This window comes from Frigoribacterium sp. Leaf263 (assembly GCF_001422285.1).
Lineage (GTDB): Bacteria > Actinomycetota > Actinomycetes > Actinomycetales > Microbacteriaceae > Frigoribacterium.
Genome location: NZ_LMMO01000001.1, coordinates 195,933 through 216,221, shown reverse-complemented (window position 1 = coordinate 216,221; position 20,289 = coordinate 195,933). Strand labels below are relative to the sequence as shown.

The window sequence follows — 20,289 nt, the reverse complement described above, 5'->3', positions numbered from 1 at the left end:
GGACAACACCCCCTCAGACACCTCCCCGGCCGGCGACTCGTCGCCCGCCGACGGCGCGGCGTCCGCTGCGGCCCTGCCCGCCGACATCGCCTCGCTGAGCTACGAGCAGGCCCGCGACGAGCTGGTCTCCGTCGTCGCCGAGCTCGAGCAGGGGGCGTCGACCCTCGAGCGGTCCCTGTCGCTCTGGGAGCGCGGCGAGGCGCTCGCCCGCCGCTGCGAGGAATGGCTGATGGGCGCCCGCGAACGCCTCGAAGCCGCTCGTCGTCAGGCCCCCACGTCATGAGCACGCCGAGACGCGGGCGCGGTCGCGGCCCGCAGGGCCCCCGGGTCGTCGCCGAGCTCGGCCGTCCCGAGACACCCGCCGAGACCGCGGCGCGCAAGGCCGAGAACACCCGCAAGCACTACGCGAACCAGACGGCCATCAACCTGAGCCTGTCGATCGTCGCGTCGCTCGGCATCGTGCTGTTCCTCGTCCTGGTCGTCGTCCGCCCCAACGGCACCGTCAACCGCCAGGACATCGCCTACACGGCCGTCGCCCGACAGGCGCAGGCCAGCGTCGATGTCCCGCTCGCCGCCCCGACGCTGCCCGACACCTGGACCTCCAACCGAGCGGACATCGACACCTCGACGCCCGACGGGGTCGACGTCTGGTATGTCGGGCTCATCACCCCCGACGAGCAGTTCATCGCCCTCGAGCAGGGCATCGACGCCAACGACACCTGGCTCGCCGCAGCGGTCGACAACCGCGCCGCGACGACCGCGCGGCAGATCGCCGGCCTCGACTGGACGGTCTACGACCGCCGAGACGACGACTCCGCCGGCAACTACGCTTATTCGCTGACGACGACGGTCGACCGCAGCTCGTACGTGCTGCACGGCACCGCCGACGACACCGATTTCGATGCTCTGGCGACGGCCCTGGCGGCCGACGTCGCCGACAGGACGGACGACTGACCATGACGACCCAGCCCCTCATCGAGACCGCGCCGCAGACCCCCGGGGACTCCTGGCGCCGTATGACGGACGGCAACGAGCGCTTCGTCGCCGGATCCCCCGATCATCCCCACCAGGACAGCGACCACCGCTCCAGCCTCGCCGGCGGACAGAAGCCCGTCGCGGCCCTGTTCGGCTGCGCGGACTCGCGGCTGGCCGCCGAGATCATCTTCGACGTCGGCCTCGGCGACCTCTTCGTCGTGCGGAACGCCGGGCAGGTCGTCGGCGACACCGTCATCGCCTCGCTCGAATACGCCGTCTCCGTGCTCAACGTCCCTCTCATCGTCGTCCTCGGGCACGACAGCTGCGGCGCCGTCGCGACGGCCATCGACTCGCTGACCTCCGAGGCGCCTCCCGGGTCGAGGTTCCTCGGCGGACTCATCGACATGATCGTCCCCTCCGTCCGGCGGGCGACGATCGATCTCGAACCGGGCGCCGTGCTCGACCCGCGCAGCGTCGGCAAGCTGCACATCGAGGCGTCCGTCCAGTCGCTCGTCGGCTCGTCCGCGCTCATCGCGACGGCCATCGCCGAGGGCCGCCTCGCGGTCGTGGGGGCCAACTACGCGCTCGCCAACGGGCGCGTCGACCCGTCCGTGGTCGTCGGCCGCCTCTGAGAACCACCCCGGGGCGGCCGCTCCGGGACGCCAGCGCCCCACGAGGGCAGAAGAAGGGACCACGACGTCGTGATCACATCCGAGTACCGCATCGAGCACGACACGATGGGCGAGGTGCGCGTGCCCGCATCGGCTCTGTACCGAGCTCAGACCCAACGTGCCGTCGAGAACTTCCCGATCTCGGGCACCGGCCTCGAGCCGGCGCAGATCGTCGCCCTGGCCCGCATCAAGCGCGCCGCCGCGATCGTCAACGGCGAGATGGGCATCGTCGCCCCCGCCGTGGCCGACGCCATCGTCGCCGCTGCCGACACCGTGATCGGCGGCCGGCACCACGACCAGTTCCCCGTCGACGTCTACCAGACGGGCAGCGGGACCTCGTCGAACATGAACATGAACGAGGTCCTGGCGACGCTCGCCGGCACCGTCGACGGCATCGCGGTTCACCCCAACGACCACGTGAACGCCTCGCAGTCCTCGAACGACGTCTTCCCGACCTCGGTGCACATCGCCGTCACCGGCGCGCTCCTCCACGATCTGGTTCCGGCGCTCACGCATCTCGCCGAGTCGCTCGAACGCAAGTCGGCCGACTGGGCCGACGTCGTCAAGGCGGGCCGCACGCACCTCATGGACGCCACCCCCGTCACCCTCGGGCAGGAGTTCGGCGGTTACGCGCGTCAGATCCGTCTCGCCGTCGAGCGCGTCGAGTCGACCCTCCCCCGCGTGGCCGAGGTCCCCCTCGGCGGGACGGCCACCGGAACCGGCATCAACACGCCCCTGGGCTTCCCGCAGCGCGTCATCGCCGCCCTCGCGGAAGACAGCGGTCTCCCCGTCACGGAGGCCCTCGATCACTTCGAGGCCCAGGGCGCCCGAGACGCCCTCGTCGAAGCATCCGGCGCTCTCCGCGTGCTCGCCGTCAGCCTCACCAAGATCAACAACGACATCCGCTGGATGGGATCCGGCCCGAACGCCGGTCTCGGCGAGCTGCACATCCCCGACCTGCAGCCCGGTTCGTCGATCATGCCCGGCAAGGTCAACCCCGTCATCCCCGAGGCCGTGCTCATGGTCTCCGCTCGGGTCATCGGCAACGACGCCACGATCGCGTGGGCCGGCGCCTCCGGAGCGTTCGAACTCAACGTCGCGATCCCCGTCATGGGCACGGCGCTGCTCGAGTCCATCCGTCTTCTGACCAACGCGAGCACAGCCCTCGCAGACAAGACCATCGACGGCCTCGAGGCGAACGTCGAGCACGCTCGAGCCCTCGCCGAGTCCTCGCCGTCGATCGTCACCCCCCTGAACCGGGTCATCGGATACGAGGCTGCCGCCAAGGTCGCCAAGCACGCCGTCGCCCAGAAGATGACCGTGCGCGAGGCCGTCGTCGATCTGGGCTTCGTCTCCCGCGGCGAGGTCAGCGACGAGCAGCTCGACAAGGCGCTCGACGTCCTCAGCATGACCCACCCGGGCTGAGCCGGGCACCTCGAGGAGGCGCGGCGCGGCAGCATCGCGCGCCGCACCTCCTCGACTCCCCACCCCGTTCGCAGCTCACACGGTCACCACCGTCCCCACCGTCACCGACCAGAAGGCCAGCAGCAGACACGGGCCGAAGGGGACGCCCCGGCCTCCTCTGTGTGGATCGGGGACCTCGGACGGCGCTGACTGCGACGCGAGGCGGCGATCCTGTCGTCGGTCGAGGGCCTCGTATGCCCTCGAGCCCACGGCTGCGACGAGACCGACGACGCCGGCCGCGGCCACGAGGGTGCCCACGGCGACGGCACCCGACGGGGCGGCGGTCCCGACGAGGACCGCGCCGAGCTTGACGTCGCCCATGCCGAGCAGACCTCCGACGGCGAGCGCGAATCCCACGACGAACCACAGCCCGGCCCACGCCCACGGCATCGCCGCCGCCACGGGCCCCTGCTCGGTCGCGACGACGACGCTCGTCGTGACGAGTCCGCCCGCGGCCAACCCGACCAGAACGTTCGGGAGCCGACGCGAGACGAGGTCGTGCCGGATGAGGGCGGGCGTGACCGCAGCCACGGCCAGGTGGGCGACGGCCCGCGGATCAGCGCCCACGGCCATGACGGCCGTCATGCCGAGGATCACGACGACCCCGAGCTCGAGCACCTGATCGCCGCCCTGACGATCGGGGATCATCGAGGTCGATCCGTGCGCAGACGGATGATCGTCCCCACCGCGGAATTCCGACCCGGTGATGTGCTGCGATCGCCCCGGCCGCCCTGTGCCTGGCCGACGCGATCGTCCGAACGTCGGGGTGTCCGCGGAGGCGGCAACCGCCACCGTGCTCCGTCGAGGCACGCCGCGTGCCGCGTCTCACGACACCGTCTCGCAGCCGTGCTCGTCGCATCGGATCTGGCGACGATCGCGTGCACGGCGTCGATGATGCGCTCTCGCTCGTCTCTCACCATCCGATAGCCGCATCGGAGGGGGATCCGACCTGCGATGGCCACCGCGACGTCCTTCCGACGATCGGCGTCGAACGTGTCGGCGTGGAACGCGCGGCCGTCGACCTCGATGGCGACGGCCTCGTCCACCACGACGTCGATCCGCCGCGCATCTCCTGGTGCCACGGGCACCTGGACCGTGACACGGTGCCCGAGGGCGGCGAAGGTCGCCCTGACGAGACTCTCGATGAAGCTCTGACTGCCGGCGTCAGCCCAGTCGACGATCGCAGCTCGCGCTGCCGAGACGCCCGCGAAGGCGTCCGCGAGCCCCGCACGGGTCATGCCGCCGCCGACCAGGGCCCAGTCCAGCACCGCGACCGCCTCGTCGAACGGGAGCTCCGTGACGGCCAGGACCAGCGCCTCCTCGAGGGAGTCCGCCCAGGGAGGCCTCGCATCGTCGGCGGGATCGGGCCTGCCCGCAGAGCCACGACGCCAGACCACGGTGGCACCGTGTCGAGGGCGGAGCCGGGAGGCGTTCTGAGGGACGACCACCGTCAGCCGCGGTGTGTTCCAGAGCCACGCCCCCGACAGCGCCAGCAGGGACGCACCCGTCAGACGACCGCCGATTCGGACGGCTTCGTGACGGGGGTCGCCCGGCGGGAAGACGGTGTACCAGCCACGCCGGGCGCGATGCACGGCTCCGCTTCGAACCGCGGCCGTCAGGAGCCTGTCCGTCGCGCCGTGGGCCGCGAGCCGGCTCTTGGATGCGACGCCGCCGAGGTCCGTGATCAGTGCTCTGATTTGCTCCATGCCGGCAGCCTGACGGCTCGCGGCGTTCTCGACCTCGCGACCCCGACCAGCTGGGGACGGAACCCGCGACGCCTGTCTGTGCAGGACTCGTCGAGTGCCGCCGCGAGCGACACCGTGGAGTGCGCGCGTCGGCACGCCGTCCGTCTGTGCCGACCCGTCGATGTCACGGGCCGGTCGGCGACTCAGGTCGGACGGCCCGCCAGCGGGCGCCCCGCCCGCCAACGAGCCCCCGCACCTGAGTCGCCGACCACGAACCGCGCACGGCACCTGAGTCGCCGACCACGCGGCGCGCGGCGTGCGGCGTGCGGCGTGCGGGACCCGGCCGCCAGGCGCCAGCAGGTCGGCGACTCAGGTCGAAGGGCCCGCCACCGGGCTCCGCACCCGCAAACGAGCCTCCGCACCTGAGTCGCCGACCACGAGCCACGCGCCGCACCTGAGCCACCAGCCACGAACCGCGCGGCACCTGAGCCGCCCGCGTGCCGCATCAGAGGGTGTCGGCGGACTCCAGCATCTGCGTCACGAGCGCGGCGATCGCCGACCGCTCGGACCTCATGAGGGTGACGTGTCCGAACAGGGGGTGCCCCTTGAGCGTCTCGATCACCGAGGCCACGCCGTCGTGCCGCCCCACCCGGAGGTTGTCGCGCTGCGCCACGTCGTGCGTCAGCACCACGCGCGAGTTCTGCCCGATGCGCGACAGCACCGTGAGCAGCACGTTGCGCTCCAGCGACTGGGCCTCGTCGACGATCACGAACGCGTCGTGCAGCGACCGCCCGCGGATGTGCGTCAGGGGCAGCACCTCGAGCAGCCCGCGTTCGACGACCTCGTCGAGCACGTTCTGCGACACGAGCGCGCCGAGGGTGTCGAAGACCGCCTGACCCCAGGGGTTCATCTTCTCGCCGGCGTCGCCCGGCAGGTAGCCGAGGTCCTGCCCGCCGACCGCGTAGAGGGGCCGGAAGACCATGATCTTCCGGTGCTGCTGCTTCTCGAGCACGGCCTCGAGGCCGGCGCAGAGCGCGAGGGCCGACTTGCCGGTGCCGGCGCTCCCGCCGAGCGACACGATGCCGACCTCGGGGTCGAGCAGCAGATCGATGGCGAGGCGCTGTTCGGCCGAGCGGCCGTGCAGCCCGAAGACGTCGCGGTCGCCGCGGACGAGACGGGCCTCGCCCCGTGACACGACCCGAGCCAGGGCCGATCCCCGGTCGGAGTGCACGACGACGCCGGTGTTCACGGGTGCGTCCGCGAGGGCTCGCGAGCTCAGTCGCTCGGTCTCGTAGAACGCCGACATCTGCTCGCTCGACACGTCGACGTCGATCTGGCCGGTGTACCCGCTGTCGACGACCTGCTCGGCGCGGTACTCCTCCGCGGCGAGGCCGATCGAGGCGGCCTTGACGCGCAGCGGCAGGTCCTTCGAGACCACGGTGACCGCGAGTCCGTCGCCCGCGAGGTTCGAGGCGACGGCGAGGATGCGCGAGTCGTTGTCGTTCAGCTGCAGACCCGAGGGCAGCACGGACATGTTCGAGTGGTTGAGCTCGACCCGGAACGATCCGCCGTCGCCCACCTCGACGGGGAAGTCGAGCCGTTCGTGCTGGACCCGCAGCCCGTCGAGCAGCCGCAGCGCCTGCCGCGCGAAGTAGCCGAGCTCGGGGTCGTGGCGCTTGCCCTCGAGTTCGCTGATGACGATGACGGGCAGCACCACGTCGTGCTCGGCGAAGCGGAACAGGGCCTGCGGGTCCGACAGCAGGACCGACGTGTCGAGCACGTAGGTGCGCTGCGCCACCGGGGCGGATCGCGCCTCCCGGGTCGCGTCGTCGGTGCGGGGCTTGCCGGTCTGGGGGGTGTCAAGCGCGGTCACGACCACTCCATCTCCGAGCGCGATGCGCTCGGTACCTTCGGCGAAGACGGCCGCGGAGCAGTTGCGAGGCGAACTTTCGTGGCCGTCTCGATCGGACCCTGTGCCCGATGCGTCGAACATACGTCGCGACGCGCGAGGTGGCGCGACCCGACGCCCCGTGTCGCGTGACGATCAGATGAACACGGACCAGGAGCCGGCCGAGAGCCGAGGAGGCGCGGCGCAGGAGCCGAGGAGGCGCGCCTCAGTAGTAGACGGTCGTCCCGAACGAGGTGAGCGCGCCGCGCAGCAGCTCGAACGAGTCGTCGCCGGTCGACAGGTGCGCGCTCAGGCGCACGGTCGTGTCGCGGACCGTGGCCGTGACGCCGTGGTTCCACAGCGCCGCCGTGAGCGTCGTCATCTGGTCGGGGGCCGGTTCGAGCACGACGATGCCCGCCCGCTCGGCCTCGTCACGCGGGGACACGACGGGGACGGCGTACTCGTCGGCGATGTCGATGAGTCGCGAGGCGCGGTGGGCGATCTCGCGTGACACGTCGGCTATGCCGGCCGAGGCGATGCCCTCGAGGGCGGTCGAGAGTCGCGCCTGCGCGATCGGATCGGGGTTCGTGATCTGGAAGGCCGCGGCGCCGGGCAGCGCGGGGAGGGCCTGGTGATACGAGCCGCCGAGAGTGAGCTCGCTGCCCGCGACGCCGCTGAAGACGGGGGTGAGCATCGTGGCGGCCCGCTCGCTGAGGGCGAGGAACCCCGTGCCCCACCCGGCGCGGACCCACTTCTGACCGCCGGAGGCGACGACGTCCGCCACGCCGTACGGGGCGTCGACCACGCCGAACCCCTGGATCGCGTCCACGATCAGCAGCCGGTCGCCGATCACCTGGCGGATGCCCTCGAGGTCGACGAGGTAACCGGTCCGGTAGTCGACGAGACTCACGGCGACCGCCGTCACCCGGTCGGTGAGATGACGCTGGACCACGGCGGGGGTCACCACGTCGTGGTCGAGGTCCATCCAGAGCGGTTCGAGCACGCGGAGGGCGGCCGAGGCCCGGGTCGCCGCGAGGGGCAGGCTGGGGTAGTCGCGCGGCGACAGGAGCACCTGCCCGGTGAGTCCGAACATCGCGTGGACGAGTCCGGCGCTCGTGTTCGGCTGGAAGACCACCTGATCCGCGGGGAACCCGATGAGGGCCGAGACGGCCCGCTGAACACGACCGGCCTGCTCGGTGAGCGCGACCTCCGACCCGAAGCGAGCCCGCGACTGGACGTCGACGAGAGCGCGCTCCTCTTCGACGACGGGTCGCGAGATCGGACCCCACTTGGCGAAGTCGAAGTACCCGGGTTCGTCGGTGTAACCCGAGATGAGGTCGGCGGTGCTGGTCACGGTGGTCTCCTCGACGGTGTCGCTGGCTGTCCACCTTAACGCGGACGACCCACGGCGGCCGCCCGCGTGGCCGGATGGCGCCGCCGGCGGCTCAGCTGCCGTAGCGGCGGTGGCGGAGCGCGAAGTCGCGGACGGCCCGGAGGAAGTCCACCTCGCGGAGGTCGGGGTAGAACGCCTCGACGAAGTAGAACTCGCTGTGCGCGCTCTGCCACAGCATGAAGTCGCTGAGCCTCTGCTCGCCCGACGTGCGGATCACCAGGTCGGGGTCGGGCTGCCCGCCCGTGTACAGGTGCTCGGCGATCAGCTCGGGGGTGAGGACCTCGGCCAGGGCGTCGAGGGTGCCCCCGTTCGCGTCGTGCTCGCGGACGATGCTGCGCATGGCGTCGGCGATCTCGCGTCGTCCGCCGTAGCCGACCGCCAGGTTGACGTGCAGGCCCTTCTTGTCGGCGGTGCGCTCGGCGGCCCCGCTCAGCGACCGGCAGAGCCCCTCGGGCAGGTCGTCGGTCGCCCCGACGTGCTGGACCCGCCAGTCCCGCTGATGCGAGAGCTCGTCGGCCACGTCGCCGATGATGCCGAACAGCTCGGTGAGCTCGTCGGACGCGCGGTTGCCGAGGTTGTCGGCCGACAGGAGGTACAGCGTGACGACGCGGATGCCGAGGTCGTCGCACCAGGTCAGGAACTCGCTGATCTTGGCGGCACCGGCGCGGTGGCCGTGAGCGGCCGTCTCGAGCATCCGCTGCTTCGCCCAGCGCCGGTTGCCGTCGACGATCATGGCGACGTGGTGCGGCAGGTCGGCGCCCTCGAGCTCCCGACGGAGTCGGCTCTGGTACAGCTCGTAGAGCACACCGCGGGCCAGCGGCGACCTCCGACGACTTTTCACATCGCTACGGTAGCCCACCCTCGGCCGAGTGCCGCCCGAGCGGCGTCGGCGACGCTCCCCTACGCTCGGACCATGACCCGACCCGTGAGCGAGGACGCCGGCGGAGCCGACATCCCGAACCTGCCTCTGCTCGACGACTCGCTCGAATACGCCTCGATCGAGCGCAAGCCCACCTGGCGCGGCTGGATCCATGCGGCGACGTTCCCGGTGGCCATCGCGACGGGCGTCATCCTGGTCGTGCTCGCCGACGGGGCCGCCGCGACCTGGGCCTCCGCCGTCTTCATGACGACGTCGCTCCTGCTGTTCGGCATCTCGGCGACGTATCACCGGTTCCCGTGGAGCCCGGGTGCGAAGCGGTTCCTGAAGCGGCTGGATCACGCCAACATCTTCCTGCTGATCGCCGGCACGTACACGCCCATCGCGGTGATCGCGCTGCCGCCGGCGACGTCGACGCTGCTGCTGACCCTCGTGTGGACCGGAGCCGGTCTCGGCATCCTGTTCCGCATCTTCTTCCTCGGCGCGCCGCGCTGGCTGTACGTGCCGCTGTACATCCTGCTGGGGGTGGGCGCGCTCGGCTTCACGGGCGATCTCCTGGCCGCGAGCGTCCCGATGACGGTGCTCGTGCTGACGGGCGGTGCGATGTACGTCCTCGGCGCGGTCTTCTACGCGCTCAAACGCCCGAATCCGGCCCCCGGGCGGTTCGGCTTCCACGAGCTCTTCCACGCGCTGACGGTCCTGGCGTACCTGTGTCACTGGACGGGGATCCTCGTGCTGGCGCTGAATCCGCCGAGCTTCTAGCCGCAGACGCACGCGACGCCCCCGCGCGAAGGCGGGGGCGTCGGGGACGACCGAGGAGGCGCGTGGCCGTCAGTCTCGCGGCACGGGCCCCCCGGACGCGTCGTCACCCGGTGCTCGGGGAGGCGCGTCGGTCGCCGATCCGGCCTCGTCGGCCCGTTCGGCCTCGATGCGTTCGCGCACCTCGCCGCGGTACCGCGTGCGACGGACCCGCCGCGTCATGTCGACGATGATCAGCACGGTCGCGACGGCGACGAAGGCGATCGCCACGAAGCCCCAGACTCCGGGCGTCACGTCGACGTCGGGCACGGTCGACGCCGGCAGCGTCGGATCGGGCGTGGACGGCTGGGCGAGGAGGCGCACCGCGACCGACAGGGTCGCGTCGCCGAGGGCGCTCATCGGAGCGCTCCGACCAGGCCGGTCTCGTCGTCGGTCACTCCGGCGAAGAGGTCGTTCTCGGGCATCGTCGTCTCGACTCTCGATTCGATGAGCTGGAAGTCCTCCGTCGGCCAGGCGGCGACCTGCAGCTCGTGGGGCCAGAAGAAGAAGGCGCTGTCGAGCGGCACCTGGCTGGCGTGGGCCCGGAGCGCGGCGTCGCGGTGGGGGAAGAACTCGGACGCGGGCACGTGGGTGGTGGCGAGATCGGGTCGTGCGCCCATCCATTCGAGCATCTCGGTCAGGCGCTCGATCAGGGGCGACTCGGCGTCCGCCTGCTGCAGGTGGGTCAGCATGGACTTCAGGCGCGCGGTGTTCATGATCCGGTCGTAGTAGACCTTGTCGATCCGCCACGGCTCTCCGGCCGACGGGTAGCGGTCGGGATCGGAGGCGGCGCGGTACGCGGCCATCGAGATCTCGTGACTGCGGATGTGGTCGGGGTGCGGGTAGCCGCCGTTCTCGTCGTAAGTGACGAGGACCTGCGGTCGGAACCGTCGGATGATCGCCACGAGGGGCTCCGCGCTGGTCTCGAGCGGGATCGTCGCGAAGCCGTTGACGGCCACGGGCTCGCCTTCGGGCGGCAGCCCCGAGTCGGCGTAGCCGAGCCACAGGTGGTCGACGCCGAGGGCCTCCTGGGCGCGCTTCATCTCGAGGACGCGCAGACCGGCGATGTCGCGCTCGGCGTGATGCCTGGCCTCGAGCTGCTCGTTGAGGATGGAGCCCTGCTCACCGCCCGTGCAGCTGACGACGAGCACCTCGACTCCGAGACTGCGGTAGAGGGCGTACGTCGCCGAGCCCTTGCTCGACTCGTCGTCCGGGTGGGCGTGGACCGCCAGCAGGCGCAGGGTCACATGTTCCTCGCAATTCGTGCAGGGCAGACGTTGCTACCCTGCCCTAAGGATAATCGGACGGAGATCCGCGTGGCGTCCATGCCCCCCGCACACCCGTCGACCGAGGCCCCGCAGGCCCCACCCGTCGACGACCATCTCGACGCGCGCTACGGGCGCAGCCCCCTCGTGACCCGACGTCGGCGCCTGATCGCGCTCGTCGTCGCCGCCGCGTTCGTCGTGGTCTTCGGCGCCTGGGTCGTGTTCGCCGCCTTCGACGGCGACGGCTCGAAGCTCGAGACCCGTGATCTCGGCTACACCGTGGGCAGCGACCGGCAGATCGACGTGCAGTACACGATCAGCGTCGAGGCCGGCACCCGGGTCAGCTGCGCGGTGCAGGCGCAGAGCGACAAGTTCGCGATCGTCGGATGGAAGGTCGTCGACCTGCCGCCCGCCGACCGCTTCACCTCGACCTACACGACGTCGCTCGCCACCTCGGAGCGGGCCGTGACGGGCTTGATCTACCAGTGCTGGCTTCCCTAGACTGCTCTGAATGACGAGACCGGCCAGTCGGCCGGTCTCCTTTTTTCGGTGGGCGCGCCTCCCGGTCGGCGTCGGCGTGACCCGCGGTCCGATCCCCAGCGCACCGGCAGGTCCGCCGCACGAACGGAGAACCCCATGACGAACGACAATCCCACCACCTGGCTCACCCCCGACGCCCGCGACCGGCTCGAGGCCGAGCTCGCGACGCTGAGCGGCGAGGGCCGGCGCGAGATCACCAGCCGCATCGAGGCCGCCCGCGAGGAGGGCGACCTGAAGGAGAACGGCGGCTACCACGCCGCGAAAGACGAGCAGGGCAAGATGGAGGCGCGCATCCGCACCCTCATCAACCTGCTGAAGAGCGCCACGGTCGGCGAGTCGACCGCCGCCGACGGCATCGTCGGACCGGGCACGGTGGTCACCGCCACGATCGCCGGAGACCCGAGCACGTTCCTCCTCGGCAACCGCGAGATCATCGCCGCCGACAGCGACCTCTCGGTCTACAGCGAGACCAGCCCGCTGGGTCAGGCCATCAACGGTCTCGCCGTCGGCACCGCGACGAGCTACACCGCTCCGAACGGCAAGGAGATCACGGTGGAGATCACCGCGGTCGAGGCCTACACGCCGTAGAGGCGGGGACCCCGGCGCCGACCTCGATCAGAAGTCGACGTCGGGGGTGAAGCCGGCGTCGCGCAGACGCTGCAGCACCTCCTCGACATGGTCGGGGCCCCGCGTCTCGACGCTCAGCTCGAGTTCGACCTCGCTGATCTGGAGACCCCGGCCGTGCCGGGTGTGCAGCACCTCGACGACGTTGGCGTTCGCGTCGGCCAGGATCTCGGACACCCGGGCGAGCTGACCCGGGCGATCGGGCAGACCGACGCGCATCTTCAGGTACCGCTCGGCCGCGGCGAGACCTCGTCCGATGACGCGTTCCATCATCAGCGGGTCGATGTTGCCGCCGCTCAGCACGATGACCGTCGTGCCCAGATCGCGGACCTGCTCGGTCATGACCGCGGCGACGCCAACGGCCCCCGCGGCCTCGACGACCAGCTTGGCCCGTTCGAGCATCACGAGGATCGCCCGGGCGGTGTCGTCGTCGCCGACCGTGACGACCTCGTCGACCGTCTCGCGGACGATCTCGAAGTTCAGCACGCCGGGACGGGCCACGGCGATGCCGTCGGCGATCGTCGGCTGCGTCTCGACGTCGGTGCGGACGCCTCGCTTCATCGAGACGGCGAAGGGCGCGGCGTTGACCGCCTGCACGCCGATGATCCGGACCTTCTTGCCGGTCTCGGCGCCCGACTGCGCCAGGGCGCTCGCGATGCCCGAGATCAGCCCGCCGCCGCCGATGGGCACGATCACCGTGTCGACGTCGGGGACCTGCTCGAGGATCTCGAGACCGACGGTGCCCTGGCCGGCGATCACGTCGGGATGGTCGAACGGCGGGATGAACACCGCGCCGGTCGAATCGGAGAACTCCTGGGCGGCCCGCAGCGCCTGCTCGACCGAGTGACCGCTCAGGACGACGTCGGCGCCGTAGTCCCGCGTGGCCTGCAGCTTCGGGAGCGCGACCCCGACCGGCATGAAGATGGTCGCCCGGACGCCCATCTCGCGCGCCGCGAAGGCGACGCCCTGGGCGTGGTTGCCGGCGGACGCGGCGACGACGCCGCGCGATCGCTCGTCGTCGCTGAGCTGCGTGAGCCGGTTGTAGGCGCCGCGGATCTTGTACGAGCCCGTGCGCTGCAGGTTCTCGCACTTGAGGTAGACCGGGGAGCCCAGCAGCTCCGCGAGGAACCGCGAGCTCTCCATCGGGGTGACCCGGGCGACCTGCGCGACCCGGGCGCGCGCCTCCTGGATCTCGGCGAGCGTCGGTCCTGCGAGGGTGAGATCAGACATCGGTGGCGCGTCTTTCCGTGACGACGACGCCCGCGGCGGGCACCGGCTCGCGCCAGGCCCCCCGGGCGACGTAGGTGATCATGACGTTGAGGACGGCGACGACGGGCACCGCGAAGAGCGCGCCCGGGATGCCGGCGAGGAGCGTGCCCGCCGCGACGGCGAACACGACGGCGAGAGGGTGGACCTTGACGGCGCTGCCCATGACGAACGGCTGGAGGAGGTGCCCCTCGATCTGCTGCACGAGGATCACGACCGCGAGCATCAGCAGCGCCACGACCCAGCCGTTGTAGACGAGCGCGATCACGACGGCGACCGCACCCGTGGCCACGGCGCCGACGACCGGGACGAACGAGCCGAGGAAGACCGCGATGGCGATCGGGACGACGAGCGGCAGACCGAGGAACAGCGCCCCGAGACCGATGCCGACGGCGTCGACGAACGCGACGAAGATCTGCACCTTGACGAAGTTGGTGAGGGTGAGCCAGCCCGCGCTGCCCGCGCCGTCGATGGCGCGCCGGGCCTTCGACGGGAACAGCCCGACGACCCAGTGCCAGATGTCCGAGCCGCCGACGAGGATGAAGATCGTCGCGAAGAGCATGAGGACGAGGCCGGCGGCGATGTGACCCGCGGTCGACCCGATCGAGAGGGCTCCCTGCAGGAGCGGCTGGCTGTCCTGCTGCAGAGCGGCCAGAGCGTCGCGCAGGTAGCCGTTGATCTGCGCCTCGGTGAGCTGCAGCGGCGACGCGAGCAGGAGGTCGCGGAGCTGCGCGTAGGAGGCGATGGTCCGGTCGCGGAGCTCGGGCGCGCCGTCGATGATCTGGACGACGACGGCGTAGAACAGGCCGGCGACGATGACCAGGAACCCCACGAGACTGACGACGACGGCGACCCACTTCGGCCATCGATGGCGTTGGAGCCAGCTCGAGAACGGCACGAGCAGCGCCGAGATCAGCAGGGCCACCATGAACGGGATCACGATGATCCGGAGCTGGATGACGAGCCAGACGAAGACCGCCACCGCGCCGACCACCACGAGGATGCGCCACGACCAGGCACCCGCGATGACCATGCCTCGCGAGACGGACGGGTCGGGGACCGCGCCGAACGCGGACGCGACGGGAGGAGGGGTCTCGACCGGACTGCGCGGGGGCCTGCTTCGCCGCATCATGCGCTCAGTGTAGGACCACGGACCTGGTGCCTCGTGACGCCGGATATACCCCTCGCGGCATACGGCCCGGCGGCCCGGCCCGCCCCGGGTGTCGGAGGGCCTGGCTACAGTCGACGGCGTGGCTCACGATCAGCTCTCCCCCGCCCTCGCGCGTCGCGTCGCCCTGGCCGCGCAGGGCTTCGGCGCGTCGACGACGACCCCCGTGGGCACCCGGCGGCTCACCGGCATGATCGGTCGTCTGGGTCTGCTGCAGATCGACTCGGTCAACGTCTTCGAGCGCAGTCACTACCTGCCGCTGTTCGCCCGACTCGGCGAGTACGACCGCGCGCACCTGGACCGACTCACCCTCGACGGACCGGGGCGGTACATCGAGTACTGGGCCCACGAGGCCGCCCTCGTGCCGATCACGACCTGGCCGCTCTTCCGATGGCGGATGGCCGACCACCGACGCCGCACGCTGGCCGACGACGACTCCTGGTCGTCGGCGAACCCCCGACTCGCCCGGTGGCTGCTCGACCTCGTGCGCGACGGGGGCCCGGTGCCCGCCAGCCTCGTCGAGCACGAGTCGAACGTCCGCACCGGTCCGTGGTGGGGATGGGGCTCGGTCAAGCAGGGGCTCGAGGCGCTCTTCCGCGTGGGCGATCTGGTCAGCGCCGGGAGGCGTCGCTTCGAGCGCGTCTACGCGCTGCCCGAGCAGGTGCTCCCCCGCGAGCTGCTCGACCTCGACGTGTCGCGACACGAGGCGCACCGCCGCCTGCTGGCCCAGGCGGCGGCGGCTCAGGGCGTCGCCACGACGAGCGATCTGGCCGACTACCACCGCCTCAAGACGGCCGACGTCGTGCCGGCGCTCCGCGAACTGCACGATGAGGGCGTGCTGGCGCCGGTGGAGGTCTCGGGGTGGGGCCGCCCGGCCTGGCTGCACAGGGATGCGCGCCGCCCCCGACGAGTCGGCGCCGATGCGCTGCTCTCGCCGTTCGATCCCGTGGTCTGGACCCGCCCCCGGGCCGAGCGCGTCTTCGGCTTCCGCTACCGCATCGAGATCTACACGCCCCTCGAGAAGCGCATCCACGGCTACTACGTCCTCCCCGTCCTCCAGGACGATCTGCTCGTCGCGCGAGTCGATCTGAAGAGCGACCGTCAGAGCGGCGTGCTTCGGGTGCAGGCCGCCTGGCGCGAACGGGATCTCGAGGTCGACTGCGATCGTCTCGCCGCCCTGCTCCGGCGAGCGGCCCGGTGGCAGGGCCTCGAGGCCGTCGAGGTCATGCACCGGGGCGACCTCGCCGCCGAGCTGCGACGCGCCGTCGGGTGACGGGAGATCCCCCCTCGGGCCCTCGCCGCGCCTCCTCGGCCGACGTCCGCCGCCGCGGCCGACACCCGTCCGTCTAGAAGCGACCGGCGCTCTCGCGGAGTCGGGAGACGCGATCGGCCAGAGGCGGGTGCGTGCTGAACAGGCGATCCATGACGCCCGGCTTCATGGGGTCGCTGATCCACAGATGCGACATGGACGTGTTCTGCGTCCGCATCGGCTGACCGTGCGAGCCCAGCTTCTCGAGCGCCCGGGCGAGACCCTCGGGGTACCGCGTGGTCAGAGCCCCCGTGGCGTCCGCGAGGTACTCGCGCTGCCTCGAGACCGCGGCCTGGACGCCCGCCGCGGCCAGCGGGGCCACGATCATCGCCACGAGGCCCAGGACGAGGAACACCGGGTTGGAACCGCCCCCGCCGTTGTTGCCGTTGGAGTTCCGGTTGCCGCCCGAGAGCGCGCTGAAGAACGACATGCGCAGGAGGATGTCGGCCAGGAACCCCACGGCGACGACCAGCCCGAAAACCATCATCGACACGCGGATGTCGTAGTTCTTCACGTGACCGAGCTCGTGGGCCATGACCCCCTCGAGCTCCGAGTCGTCCATGATCTCGAGGAGTCCCGTGGTCGCGGCGACCACGGCGTGCTCCGGGTCCCGCCCGGTGGCGAACGCGTTCGGCGCCGGATCGACGACGACGTAGACCTCGGGCATCGGGAGGCCCATGGTGATGCTGAGATTCTCGACCGTGCGGTACAGCCTCGGCGCCGAGGTTCCGTCGACGCGCTGGGCGTGGCTGAGAGACAGCGCCTGACGACCGGCGGCGAAGTACTGGATCAGCGCGTAGACCGCGGCCACGACCAGCACGATGAAGCCCACCGAGGGGTTGCCGTACAACGCCCCGGCCCCGAAACCCAGGGCGCCGACGATCACCAGGAAGATCAGGACGATGAGCACCGTGTTGCGCTTGTTGCGCGAGATGGCTGAGTACATGGGCCGGAGACCGATCTACAGGGCCGCGTCGGGCGGCGTCAGAACTGGACGCGAGGAGGCTCGGCGATCGCCGACGGCTCCGCGACCTCGAAGAAGTCGCGCTCGGTGAAGCCCAGGCGCTTCGCGAACATCGTGTTGGGGAACACCCGCGTCTTCGTGTTGAACTCGCGGACGCCGCCGTTGAAGAACCGCCGAGCGGCCTGGATCTTGTCTTCGGTGTCGACCAGCTCGGACTGCAGCTGCAGGAAGTTCTGGCTGGCCTGCAGCTGGGGGTAGGCCTCGGACACGGCGAAGATGCTCTTCAGGGCCGTCTGCATGTGGCCCTCGGCGGCGGAGGCCTCGGCGGGCGTCTGCGCCCCCAGCGTCTCGGCCCGCGCCTCCGTGACGTTCTGGAACACCTTCGACTCGTGAGATGCGTAGCCCTTGACCGCCTCGATGATGTTCGGGATCAGATCGGCGCGACGTTTGAGCTGGACGGTGATGTCGCTCCAGGCCTCGTCGACCCGGACCTTGAGGGTCACGAGCGAGTTGTAGGTCGCCCAGAGGTAGATGCCCGCGATGACGGCGAGCAGGACGATGATGCCGACGGCTACCAGGATGCCGATCGTGGCCGGTTGCATGACGTGTCACTCCTTGGGGTACGACGCGAACGACCCAGGGGATGACGGTCGTCTCAGGCGGTGTTCGGGCCGCCACGGTCAGGCTTTCACTATAAATGCGCCTGCCGTCGCCTCGCCGCGGTGGGCGGGTCTTCGGAGCCAACTCACGACCAGGCGCACGGAGATCCCCCCTCGAGCGGATTGACTTGACGGGTCCGACCGTGCTGAATGGGAGGCAGTGCCCGTTCTCTCGACCCCGTCATCATCGCGTGCCCCGACCGCCGTCGTGCGCCGTGCTATGACCCGTGCCGTCGTCTGCACGATGGTGCTGCTCGTGGCCCTCGGGCTCATGCTCGGTGCGCTCGGCGCCCTGCTCCCCGCGTCGTCGGCGCAGGCGGCCGGCGCCCCCACGGCCGAGCCGAGCGCCGCACCGGATCCGGCGCCCGATCGCGAGAGCGCCCCCACTCCGCCGGCGGGCCCGACCCCCACCCCCACCCAGCCGGGCGCCCCGACCGGGCCCACGTTCGACGCCGTCGGCTCCCGGGGCGTCAACACGTTCGTCGTCGGCGGCAGCGCGAGCCCCGGGTCGTCGCTGCGGGTGCTCGACCCGGAGGTCCCCTCCCGGTCCCTCTGCGAGACGGCGACCGCGTCGGCCGCGGCGGCGACGGTGCGCTGGTCGTGCACGGTGACCGTCTCGAACGGGGCGGGGATCAGCCTGACCGTGCGGGACACGACGCACCCCGCTCTGCCCGACGCGAGCAGCGCCTCCTTCTCGGTGCTCGGCGCCCCGACGGTGCGCGGCGGGCTCCTCCTCGGGGCGAAGGCCTCGGGAACGGGCGAGCCGGGCGCCGTCGTCACCGTGTCGTCGAGCTCGGGCGCTTCCGCCTCCGGCACGGCCGACGCCTCGGGCGAGTGGAGCGCCGTCCTCGACTCCACGTCGTTCCCCTCGGGTCGCTACACCCTGACGGCCACCCAGCGGAGCTCCGCCATCCCCGACGTCGACCGCTCCGGGTCGTCCGCCCCCGTCCAGGCCACCGTCGACCGCACGGGACCGACGGCGCCCGTCATCACGGCACCCGCGTCGGGCGACGTCGTCACCCGTCAGCCGGTCGTCGTGGAGGGCACGGGCGAGGACGGCGCGACCGTCACCGTCTACATCGACGGCTCTCCGATCTGCCAGGCCACGGTGGCCGAAGGGTCGTGGCGCTGCGACTCGGCGGGGTCGTCCCTCCCCTCCGGCGCACGGGAGATCACCGCGGCGCAGGTCGACGCCGCCGGGAACTTCGGGCCCGTCTCGGCGCCCTCGACCATCCGGATCGGGCCCGGCGGGGCGACGTCCGCACCGACCGCCTCGCCGAGCGCGCCGACGGCGCCGGGGTCCGCCGTCCCGTCCCCCTCCGCTCCGGAGCCGGGTGCGTCGCCCTCCCCCGACGCCCCGACGGACGCCCCCACGATCCCCGCCCCCACCGTGCCCGGGAGCGACGGCGGTGCCGGGGCCGCAGGCGGCGCAGGGGGATCCCATGCGACCGGTGGAGGCCGCGGAGGCGCAGGCGGGGTGACCGGGGACGCCGCCGCCCCGCAGACGGGCACCTGGGCCACGGCCACCTCCTTCGGCCGGGACCTCCCTCGTCTGACCCAGACCCTCGGCGGCCCGACCTGGCCGCTCGCCGTCGCCCTCGGTCTGCTCTTCCTCGCGATCGCCGCCGGCCCGGTGCGTCTGGCCGTCGCCGCCGCCGGTGCCCGCCTCCGTCGTCGGCCCCCTCGGCTGACCGGCCGCAACCGGGCGCTCGAGCCGCCGACCTCGTTCAGCGGCGGGAGCATCGACCCCCGCCTGGCCCTGGCGGTCTCCGTCGCCGTCGGTTCGGTCGCGATCGCCTTCTCCGCCGGCGTCGACGACCAGGTGCAGTACGCACGACTGCTGATCGCCATCGTGATCGGCGTGGTGGCGCTGAACGGCCTGGCGATCGTCCTGCCCGCCGTGCTCCTGGCCCGTCGTCTCGGATCGTCGTTCTCGATGCGCCTGTCGCCCGCTCTCGTCGTCGCCGCCCTCGTGGCCGTCGCGGTCACCCGGGTGCTGTCCCTCGATCCGCCGCTCGTCCTCGGGGTCCTCGTGACGGCCACGCTCGCGGCGCGGGCCGCCGACACGGCGCCGGATGACGAGTCCGCACCCTCGGACGCTGCTCGCGGTGTCGTCGCGGTCGCTCAGCTCGGCGCGCTCGTCGTCGTCTCGCTGAGCGCGTGGGCCCTCCTCGGCGTCGTCGGAGACGCAGGAACCGGGTTCCCGGCGCAGTTGACCCGGGAGGTGCTGGTCACCCTGTGCCTCGCGGGGCTGGGTTCGCTGGTGGTCTCGATGCTCCCCCTGGGATCCTCGCCCGGGCAGGCCCTGTGGTCGTGGTCACCCGTCGGCTACGGCGGGGTCGTGCTGATCGGCGCCACCGCCGCGGCGCTGGTCTTCGTCGGGGGGCCGGGCCCGGCCGGTGCCGGCACGACCGCGATCGGTGCGACGCTCGCGGCCCTGCTGCTCGCCGGGGCATCCGCGCTCTGGGCCCGCCGCGGAGACCGTCCTCGGCACGCTCAGGCGTACCGCCCACGGGGCTGACGCGAAGCGTCATGGGGTGCCCCCGCACGGGGACGACGCGCAGCGTCGTCGGGCCGCGTCAGGGTTCGGATCCCTGCGGGGGCCGACGCGAAGCGTCATGTGGTGCCCCCGCAGGGATTCGAACCCTGACTGAAGCGATTTTAAGTCGCCTGCCTCTGCCGGTTGGGCTACGGGGGCCCGCGTCTCAGCCTACAAAGAGCGTGGACGCGACGACGCCCGCCT

General features: G+C 71.6%; 20 protein-coding genes and 1 tRNA gene. 9 read left to right on the top strand and 12 right to left on the bottom strand.

The annotated features are described in order from the left end of the window. Window positions 1-73 precede the first annotated feature (73 nt). The 4 genes from ASF17_RS01015 (at window position 74) to ASF17_RS01000 (ending at window position 3,071) form a co-directional block, all read left to right on the top strand. Window positions 74-283 (top strand): exodeoxyribonuclease VII small subunit, encoded by a 210-nt coding sequence (locus tag ASF17_RS01015; protein WP_055795490.1) that lies wholly within the window; start codon window positions 74-76, stop codon window positions 281-283. After that, window positions 280-954: a DUF4245 domain-containing protein gene (locus ASF17_RS01010; RefSeq protein ID WP_055794387.1), complete on the top strand. Its 675-nt coding sequence runs from the start codon at window positions 280-282 to the stop codon at window positions 952-954. Before ASF17_RS01015 ends, ASF17_RS01010 begins: the two co-directional genes overlap by 4 nt. Before the next feature lie 2 nt (window positions 955-956). After that, window positions 957-1,607 (top strand): carbonic anhydrase, encoded by a 651-nt coding sequence (locus tag ASF17_RS01005; protein ID WP_055794385.1) that lies wholly within the window; start codon window positions 957-959, stop codon window positions 1,605-1,607. A gap of 69 nt (window positions 1,608-1,676) precedes the next feature. Continuing rightward, window positions 1,677-3,071, top strand: a complete 1,395-nt coding sequence (locus ASF17_RS01000) for a class II fumarate hydratase (protein ID WP_200913402.1) — start codon at window positions 1,677-1,679, stop codon at window positions 3,069-3,071. Between the two features lie 75 nt (window positions 3,072-3,146). Here ASF17_RS01000 and ASF17_RS00995 read toward each other — a convergent pair whose 3' ends face one another. From ASF17_RS00995 to ASF17_RS00975, 5 genes are all read right to left on the bottom strand, one after another. Beyond that, window positions 3,147-3,758 (bottom strand): hypothetical protein, encoded by a 612-nt coding sequence (locus ASF17_RS00995; RefSeq protein WP_055794382.1) that lies wholly within the window; start codon window positions 3,756-3,758, stop codon window positions 3,147-3,149. After that, the gene (locus tag ASF17_RS00990) at window positions 3,755-4,816 is read right to left on the bottom strand and encodes a type IV toxin-antitoxin system AbiEi family antitoxin domain-containing protein (protein ID WP_055794380.1); all 1,062 of its coding nucleotides are present in this window, start codon (window positions 4,814-4,816) and stop codon (window positions 3,755-3,757) included. Before ASF17_RS00990 ends, ASF17_RS00995 begins: the two co-directional genes overlap by 4 nt. A 484-nt stretch (window positions 4,817-5,300) precedes the next feature. Next, window positions 5,301-6,593: a PhoH family protein gene (locus ASF17_RS00985; RefSeq protein WP_055795486.1), complete on the bottom strand. Its 1,293-nt coding sequence runs from the start codon at window positions 6,591-6,593 to the stop codon at window positions 5,301-5,303. Between the two features lie 316 nt (window positions 6,594-6,909). Next, window positions 6,910-8,037 (bottom strand): aminotransferase class V-fold PLP-dependent enzyme, encoded by a 1,128-nt coding sequence (locus tag ASF17_RS00980; RefSeq protein WP_055794378.1) that lies wholly within the window; start codon window positions 8,035-8,037, stop codon window positions 6,910-6,912. Between the two features lie 91 nt (window positions 8,038-8,128). Then, a complete protein-coding gene (locus ASF17_RS00975; protein WP_055794376.1) occupies window positions 8,129-8,917 on the bottom strand; it encodes an isoprenyl transferase in 789 nt (262 codons plus the stop codon). Window positions 8,918-8,989: 72 nt separating this feature from the next. On the opposite strand from ASF17_RS00975, the gene trhA reads away from it, so the two are divergent. Next, window positions 8,990-9,715: a PAQR family membrane homeostasis protein TrhA gene (trhA, locus tag ASF17_RS00970; RefSeq protein ID WP_055794375.1), complete on the top strand. Its 726-nt coding sequence runs from the start codon at window positions 8,990-8,992 to the stop codon at window positions 9,713-9,715. A gap of 69 nt (window positions 9,716-9,784) precedes the next feature. Here trhA and ASF17_RS00965 read toward each other — a convergent pair whose 3' ends face one another. Both ASF17_RS00965 and mca read right to left on the bottom strand, forming a co-directional pair. Then, entirely contained in the window at window positions 9,785-10,111 is a 327-nt protein-coding gene (locus ASF17_RS00965; RefSeq protein WP_055794373.1) for a hypothetical protein, read from the bottom strand. Then, window positions 10,108-10,998 (bottom strand): mycothiol conjugate amidase Mca, encoded by an 891-nt coding sequence (gene mca / locus ASF17_RS00960; protein WP_200913400.1) that lies wholly within the window; start codon window positions 10,996-10,998, stop codon window positions 10,108-10,110. Before mca ends, ASF17_RS00965 begins: the two co-directional genes overlap by 4 nt. Before the next feature lie 78 nt (window positions 10,999-11,076). Between mca and ASF17_RS00955 the strand changes: the two genes are divergently transcribed. Next, window positions 11,077-11,517 (top strand): DUF4307 domain-containing protein, encoded by a 441-nt coding sequence (locus ASF17_RS00955; protein ID WP_055794371.1) that lies wholly within the window; start codon window positions 11,077-11,079, stop codon window positions 11,515-11,517. A 135-nt stretch (window positions 11,518-11,652) separates the two neighbouring features. Further along, window positions 11,653-12,144 carry a transcription elongation factor GreA gene (gene greA / locus ASF17_RS00950; protein WP_055794368.1) on the top strand — a complete coding sequence of 164 codons (492 nt, stop codon included), beginning with the start codon at window positions 11,653-11,655 and terminating at the stop codon, window positions 12,142-12,144. A gap of 27 nt (window positions 12,145-12,171) precedes the next feature. Here the strand turns inward: greA and ilvA are convergent, their stop codons facing one another. Continuing rightward, window positions 12,172-13,410, bottom strand: coding sequence for a threonine ammonia-lyase (gene ilvA, locus ASF17_RS00945; protein WP_055794366.1), 1,239 nt, complete (start codon window positions 13,408-13,410; stop codon window positions 12,172-12,174). Then, complete coding sequence (locus ASF17_RS00940) at window positions 13,403-14,578, bottom strand: AI-2E family transporter (RefSeq protein ID WP_082474946.1); 1,176 nt, start codon at window positions 14,576-14,578, stop codon at window positions 13,403-13,405. Before ASF17_RS00940 ends, ilvA begins: the two co-directional genes overlap by 8 nt. Before the next feature lie 118 nt (window positions 14,579-14,696). On the opposite strand from ASF17_RS00940, the gene ASF17_RS00935 reads away from it, so the two are divergent. Continuing rightward, the gene (locus ASF17_RS00935) at window positions 14,697-15,887 is read left to right on the top strand and encodes a winged helix-turn-helix domain-containing protein (protein ID WP_055794364.1); all 1,191 of its coding nucleotides are present in this window, start codon (window positions 14,697-14,699) and stop codon (window positions 15,885-15,887) included. A gap of 73 nt (window positions 15,888-15,960) precedes the next feature. On the opposite strand, the gene ASF17_RS00930 is transcribed toward ASF17_RS00935, so the two are convergent. Together ASF17_RS00930 and ASF17_RS00925 are read right to left on the bottom strand one after the other, a co-directional pair. After that, a complete protein-coding gene (locus ASF17_RS00930; RefSeq protein ID WP_055794362.1) occupies window positions 15,961-16,869 on the bottom strand; it encodes a M48 family metalloprotease in 909 nt (302 codons plus the stop codon). Window positions 16,870-16,907: 38 nt separating this feature from the next. Continuing rightward, the gene (locus ASF17_RS00925) at window positions 16,908-17,489 is read right to left on the bottom strand and encodes a LemA family protein (protein WP_055794360.1); all 582 of its coding nucleotides are present in this window, start codon (window positions 17,487-17,489) and stop codon (window positions 16,908-16,910) included. 277 nt (window positions 17,490-17,766) lie between these two features. Between ASF17_RS00925 and ASF17_RS00920 the strand changes: the two genes are divergently transcribed. After that, window positions 17,767-20,067: an Ig-like domain-containing protein gene (locus tag ASF17_RS00920; protein WP_055794357.1), complete on the top strand. Its 2,301-nt coding sequence runs from the start codon at window positions 17,767-17,769 to the stop codon at window positions 20,065-20,067. 100 nt (window positions 20,068-20,167) lie between these two features. Here ASF17_RS00920 and ASF17_RS00915 read toward each other — a convergent pair. Beyond that, a tRNA-Leu gene (locus ASF17_RS00915) sits at window positions 20,168-20,244 on the bottom strand. Window positions 20,245-20,289: the final 45 nt, after the last annotated feature.